This window comes from Micromonospora sp. NPDC023633 (assembly GCF_040640035.1).
Taxonomy (GTDB): domain Bacteria; phylum Actinomycetota; class Actinomycetes; order Mycobacteriales; family Micromonosporaceae; genus Micromonospora.
Map to the genome: position 1 here is coordinate 22,426 of NZ_JBFABB010000091.1, position 6,425 is coordinate 28,850.

The following is a 6,425-nucleotide window of genomic DNA, read 5'->3' on the forward strand; positions in this document are numbered from 1 at the left end:
GCGCCACTCGCGATACGCCGGCCGGCTAATCACCTTGTTGCCCTGCTGGCCCCTGCCTACTGTGAGGCGATGATCTCGCGACTGCTGACGGTGACCTTCGATGCGCACAACGCGGCCCGCCTGGCGCAGTTCTGGGCCGGCATGCTCGGCCGCCAGGTCGTCGAGGACGCCGATGGCGCGCTCCTGCCCGGCGAGGACGGCCAGCTCAGCCTCCGGTTCGTCCCGAGCCGCGCGGAGAAGGTGGGGCCGAACCGCCGCATGCACCTTCACCTGACCAGCGCCAGCCACGACGACCAGCAGCACACGGTGGCCACGGCGCTGAGGCTCGGCGGAAGCCACCTCGACGTCGGGCAGCGGCCCGAGGAGGGGCACGTCGTCCTGGCTGACCCCGAGGGCAACGAGTTCTGCGTGATCGAGCCGGGCAACGCCTTCCTCGCCGGGTGCGGCCTGCTCGGGGAACTCGCCTGCGACGGCACCCGGGAGGTCGGCCTCTTCTGGAGCGAGGCGCTGGGCTGGCCGCTGGTGTGGGACCAGGACCAGGAGACCGCGATCCAGTCACCGCGCGGCGGCACGAAGGTCGCGTGGGGAGGCCCACCCGTGGCCCCGAAAGAGGTAAGGAACCGTCAGCGCTTCGACCTCGCCCCGGCCGGCGGCGACCAGCAAGCGGAAGTCGACCGGCTGGTCTCGCTCGGGGCCACCCGGCTCGAGGTCGGTGCGGACGGCACCGTCGTGCTGGCCGATCCCGACGGCAACGAGTTCTGCGTGAGAGGAAACTGACCACAGCGCGGCCGGGCTACGCATCTCGGCGGCGGCCCCGGGGTCAGCGCGGCCGAAACATCCGCTCGTCGGCGCGTCCGGGCGGCAAGCGGGCCAGCTCGGCGTAACGCTGCGTCGTACGCGGATCACGGCAGATACGCGCACCCGACCGAGCGGCTCATCCACCCGGGGGTCGGCCCCGCGCCCCGGCTGCGGCGAGCACCGAATCGGTGCCGTCCTCGGCGCACCTGCTCCGCGAGCTTCCGGTTCCTCTCCTGCGCCGGCCGGTGGCCGCTCCCCGCCCGGGGAGCGGCCACCGGCACCGGTCACGGCCGGCGGGGACGGCGGGTGAGAGCGAAGCCAGCGACGCCGGCTGCGGCGGCGAGTACGCCGCCCACCGTGCTCCAGATCCAACGCGAGCCGAGGCCGGGCAACCAGTCGAGGTACCCGCTCTCGTCCTCCTCGACCGGTTGTGCCGCCGGTTCGGCGCTGAGTATCGTGCCGGCCTGCGTGGGCGGCACCAGCGGCGCCTTGAGCTCGCCGTCGTCGCGGGAGTCCTGCCGGTCCGCGCTGACCAGCAGCTCCACGTCGATCGGGAGCCCGAGGTCGGCCTCCGGCAGCTCGGCCACCGACAGGCGGACGTAGTACGTCCCGGGCAGCGGGTCGGCCGACCAGGGCTCGGACCAGGTCCGTACCTGTCGCAGGGCGCAACCGAGCGACACGCTGCCGACAGAGGCCTCGACGGTGGGGGTCTGCGCGCCGGCCGTGCAGGACTGGCGTCGCCGTAGCCCGTCGAAGACCTCCATCGTCCAGGTCGACGCGCCGCTGCGCGACTTCGGGAACGACACGGTCGCGGTGATCTCGTGCCGTTCACCGGCCACGGCCGGGAACGACCAGTACAGGTAGTCGCCGGTGGAGGCGGCGACCCGGACCGGCTGTCCGTCGGCGATGCTGGCGGCGGTCAGAAAGGAGGTCCCAGCCCGGGTGACCGGGGTGGCGCCCGGCGAGGGTGTGGGCGCGGCCTGGACCGGGGCGGGGACGGCCAGCAGGGCCAGGCCGGCGGCGGCCAGCGCCGCTCCGCTCCGGATCGTCCGGGTACTCATCAGTTCTCCCTCCAGGTGGCCACCCACCAGCGGGTGAGAAGGCCGGTGACCAGTCCGGTGAGCAGGCCGGCCACGGTCAGCAGCACCAGCAGCATCCAGCCCCGACCGAGGTCGGGGGCGGCCGGGGCGGGCGAGGACGCAACCACGTCCACGGTCACCTCGACCGGCATTCCGGGCGTCGCCTGGGTGCCCGGCCGGGGCGCGAAGGCGTTGCTGACGACCAGGCAGACCGTGGTAGCCGGGACGGCGGTCGTGGTGGCCGGCGTCGGTGGCACCCCGTCCGCCCGCTTCTCGCTCGCTGACCAGCGCAGGCCGGCGGAGACCACGTCGGTGCGGCCGCTGCCCGCGTCCACCCCGCGGACCAGTTCCCGGCCGTCGGTGGCCATGGCCCGCAGCAGCACTCCGTAGTCGCGGTTCACCGGGCGGTCCAGCGCCATGCTGACCGAGACACGCAGCTCCTGCCCGGGGCGGACCGGCACCCGGTACCAACGATGTTCCGAGAACGCCTCCCGGTCGCTGTAAACGCCGGGGCCGAGTAGCGGCGCATCGTCGCACGCCGACTTCCCGGCGACCACGGCCGGGGCCGCCGTGTAGGTGTCCTTCGCCCGGTCGACCAGCTGCTTGATCCGGCTGGTCAGCTCGTCGGCGCTCTGTGCGGCGGTGTACGTGCCGCCGGTGGCGCCGGCGATGCAGAGTAGCTGCCGGCGCACCTTCTCGTCCGGGGCCAGCCCGAGCGTATCGACCACCAACTTCGTACCCTGCGCGGCTAGCTCCCGGGCAACCTCGCAGGGGTCCGGCGGGGCGCAGGTGTCCTCGCCGTCGGTGATCAGCACGATCCGCCGGGCGGTCGTGCCGGTGCCGAGATCCTGGGCGGCCGAGCGCAGAGCCAGCCCGACCGGGGTGAACCCGGTCGGCCGCAGGGTCGCCACCGCGGCCTTGGCCTGCGCCCGATCGACCGGGCCGACCGGCACGATCTGCTGGGTGTCCAGGCAGCCCAGCTTCTTGTCCTTGCCCTGGTAGGTCGCGCCGAGCACTCGGATACCGAGCTGGGTCTCCTCGGGCAGCGCATCGACCACCTCGTTGAAGGCCTGCTGTGTGCGCCCGGAGGCAAAATCGACCAGAATCGATGGCTGTTATTCATGGCGAACTGCAACTCGCGCCCAGACAGCCGCATCAGCCGATTTCTGGCGCCAATGGGGTCTGGGCGACTGGGCCTGCCCTTGAGTCCAAGTGATGGGCTTCGCTCCCGGGCCGCTCCGCCACCAGCTTCTGCCAGCGGTGACCGCACCTAAATGGATGGCGACTACAGGGATCAACCTTCGCGGGGCTGGCTCACGCCGAGGATGTTGCCTTCGCTGTCCTTGAACCAGGCGCCACGCATCGTCGGAAACTCTGCGACGCCGTTGACTGTCTTGAGGCCAGGGAGATCGTACTCTTCGAACGTCACGCCGCGTCTCCGGAGGTCCGCCATCTCGGCGTCGAGGTCGGCGACCAGCCAGGCCGCTAACGTGTGGGGCGCCTGCCCGGCGTTCGAGGTGGGATAGATGAAGAACCGCGTTCCGCCGGACTCGAAATGGGCTGCGTCCTCGGCTTCCTGCGACATGGTGAGGCCCAGGGTATCGCGATAGAAACGCTTGGCCCGCTCCATGTCGTTTGCGGGAATGGCCGCCTGCACCGGTGCGTCTGTCAACATGATGGCTCACCTCCTACGACAGCGTAATCATCACCAGGCCGACAGACTTCCACTTTGTTCCACTTTGCCATCATCGTGGCTGCTCTGGGGCTCGCCGCGTGCCAGGTACACCCGCCAGGCACCGGATGATCTACCTCCTGGCCCAGCCGTCCGGCGAGAGGGCGTGCGATGGTCTCGGGTCTACCCGGGCTTACCACTCTCGGCCGGGTTGAGGAAGAAAAATCCTCCTCTTCCTGCGCCAGGTGCAGCCGGAGCACGGCGTCCAGCCCGTACAGGACGGCTGTCAGGTCGGGCAGTTCGTCACGGCGCAGCCGGCCGTCCGGATTGAAGACGGCCTGCTGGACCGGGTCCAGCAGGACCCGGTGCTCCACCGACACCACCCCCGGTTACGCAGCCCCGACCCGGGATGCTCGGCCCCGGGCGGCGGCCTCCGCCCGGTCGTCACAGGTCAGCGCCGGCTCGTGCCGGCTCGGTGAGACCGGCAGGTGAGAGCAGGCACGACCAGCGACGCCAGGATCCGCCGAGCGCCCCGCCCCTTGGGCCAGGCCGGTCCGCGATGCGGGGCGCCCGCTGTCCACCGCCGGCTCAGGTGCGGGCGCCGATCGGGGACACCTGGCAGAACCAGCCACTGATCGGCTCGTCAGGGCGGTTAGACGGTGGGCGATCCCGATCGACATGGCATGCCCGGGCTCGGCGGGAAGCAGGTCATCGCCATCGTCGGCGAACTCGGCGACCTACGCTCCGCCGCGCCCGAACCCGGATCCCACCACGGCCACGGGCTTGACCGGAGAGCCGAGCAGCACTGCCGCACGGCGTGTCAGCGGACGTCGCCACTGACGTTCTGCCGACCCGGACGCCGGTAGCGGAGCCAGGCTTTCTCATCGAACACCGGAACCGGACCGGCTTTGGGGATTTCCTTCATGATGTCCATCCGGCGCGTCACCTCGATTCGCAGGCGCTCCTGGTAGTCGCGCCCGAAGCCGGTGAGCTCTTCAACCCTCCGCTGTAGAGAGTCGCGCTCGTTCTCCAACGAGAGGATGGCATCGTGGTAGCGCTGGAGGGCCACCTCCTCCGCCTTTCCGGCGGTCGCCTGGGCCTCCTCCACCAGCGACTGCGCCTCACCCAGGGCGCTCCCGATCAGCCGGTCCGCCTCGCGTCGAGCGTCCTCGATGTGGCCATCCGCGGTCTGCTGCGCCATTTCCAGCACGCGGGCCACCTGGCCGTCCTGCGCGCCCCCTTCGGCGCGCGCCCCGGCCTGCGCGCGGGCGCGCTCCAGGTCAGCCTGGAGCAGGTCCCGAACCCGTTCGGTGTCCGCCTTCTCGCTGATCACCCGCTGGAGCCTCGACCGCAGTTCTGACAGCTCGGCGTAGCCGGCTGCGCTGAGCCCGTCGGCCTCGTGGCTCGGCGGGCCCTGCACGCCCCTTCGACGCAGTGATTCGTTTTCCTCGATCAGCCGGATGATTTCACGTTCGATTCCGTCGAGGAAGGCGTCGACTTCCTCCTCGTCATAGCCCCTCTTGCCGATCGGGGGCTTCTTGAAAGCGACGTTGTGGATGTCGGCCGGAGTTAGTGGCATCTTGGCTCCCTGGAGTTTGCCCGCGGTCACGGCGTCGCGCCGGACAGACTACCCCGGCCGGCGCAGATGGTTGGCAGCGCATAGACAATGTCGTCGTTACGAGTGGCCCTCGCGCAGAGCTACATCGGAGCGGACGACCCGCGCCCCCGCCCGCCGCCGTCAGTTGGCGGACCGGCCGAAACAGCCACCCGTGGTCGTGACGGTGCCTCAGATCTCGGGGCCGACCTCCCTTTGGGGGCTTGTCCGCCAAAGGCTGCTTCGTCAAGTATGGAGACATCTGGCGCATCCAAGATGGGAGCACAGACGGGGATCAAACCTTCATCTATTGGGAGAACTGGCTGCACGACGGCTCGACATGGAGACCGTACCGACACGGTGAATAAAACAACAATCTAAATGCCCAAATTGGGGACAGTGCAACAAGGACCTTTACAAAAACAGCAGCACCAACACTGATCCGGAACCAGACGCACCTGTTACACGCTCTCCGCGAGTACGAACGCCACCACAACCAGCATCGGCCTCATCGGGGCATCGCGAACGCCCGGCCTCTGCGTCCGCTGCCCGAACCGATCACCGATCCCGCCGCGCTGGCACGCCTGAACGTCCACCGACACGATCGACTCGGCGGAGTCCTACACGAATACGAGAACGCCGCTTGACCAGCACGGATGAAGTTCTCGGCACCCGCAGCGCCGCTCGGCCGTGGTCGGCATCTACATCACCGACTGCCCCTCGGCAGGCCACGACATGGTCGCCCTCGACTACCGCTCCCCCGGTCAGCCAACCGTCGTACACGTCGACCAGGAGTGGAACTACCAGATCACGATCCTCGCCCCCGACTTCGAGACCTTCCTGGCAGGCCTCATCGACGAATCCGAGTACGACGGGGACGACTGATCGCGGGATCCGCACCTGTCCTTCGGCACTGGATGTGCGGTGCGCGACGGTCACTGACGCCTTCGGGTGCGCCGAAGAGATCACAACGACGAGAGCGCTGGTCACGGCGCCCGACTGTAGCGTGCTGACGGACGACCCTCGGGCGACGACGACGGCGACCGACCGCTTCGCCGCCACTCAAGCAAGGCCCGGGGAGCTGGCCGGGAACCGCATCGCGGACGACATCGTCTCAGAGGTGCACGGATTGCGTGTATTCGGACGTCAAGGAGCGATATGCGAGTAGTCGTCAGAGGGTTCGTCGTGGTGATGACCCTGGCCGGACTGGCCGCATGTGCGGGTGCGCCCACGGCGACCGAGGCACCCACCGATGGGCGGGTGGCGCCGCGGTCCGCTGCGG

The 6,425-nt window shown here is 69.7% G+C and carries 5 protein-coding genes and 1 pseudogene; 2 read left to right on the forward strand and 4 right to left on the reverse strand.

Annotation, left to right across the window (positions count from 1 at the left end; genetic code table 11):
- The first annotated feature begins 69 nt into the window (after window positions 1–69).
- Window positions 70–777 carry a VOC family protein gene (locus AB0G13_RS24650; protein ID WP_357878473.1) on the forward strand — a complete coding sequence of 236 codons (708 nt, stop codon included), beginning with the start codon at window positions 70–72 and terminating at the stop codon, window positions 775–777.
- A 305-nt stretch (window positions 778–1,082) separates the two neighbouring features.
- Here AB0G13_RS24650 and AB0G13_RS24655 read toward each other — a convergent pair whose 3' ends face one another.
- The 4 genes from AB0G13_RS24655 to AB0G13_RS24670 all read right to left on the reverse strand — a co-directional run bounded on the left by AB0G13_RS24655 (window position 1,083) and on the right by AB0G13_RS24670 (window position 5,128).
- Entirely contained in the window at window positions 1,083–1,859 is a 777-nt protein-coding gene (locus AB0G13_RS24655; protein WP_357878476.1) for a peptidase, read from the reverse strand.
- Complete coding sequence (locus AB0G13_RS24660) at window positions 1,859–2,983, reverse strand: alpha-1-antitrypsin (RefSeq protein WP_357878485.1); 1,125 nt, start codon at window positions 2,981–2,983, stop codon at window positions 1,859–1,861. Before AB0G13_RS24660 ends, AB0G13_RS24655 begins: the two co-directional genes overlap by 1 nt.
- A gap of 188 nt (window positions 2,984–3,171) precedes the next feature.
- Window positions 3,172–3,552 (reverse strand): VOC family protein, encoded by a 381-nt coding sequence (locus AB0G13_RS24665; RefSeq protein ID WP_357878479.1) that lies wholly within the window; start codon window positions 3,550–3,552, stop codon window positions 3,172–3,174.
- A gap of 817 nt (window positions 3,553–4,369) precedes the next feature.
- Entirely contained in the window at window positions 4,370–5,128 is a 759-nt protein-coding gene (locus AB0G13_RS24670; protein ID WP_357878482.1) for a DivIVA domain-containing protein, read from the reverse strand.
- A gap of 708 nt (window positions 5,129–5,836) precedes the next feature.
- On the opposite strand from AB0G13_RS24670, the pseudogene AB0G13_RS24675 reads away from it, so the two are divergent.
- Window positions 5,837–6,028: pseudogene (locus AB0G13_RS24675) on the forward strand (SMI1/KNR4 family protein); the annotation flags it as partial.
- Window positions 6,029–6,425: the final 397 nt, after the last annotated feature.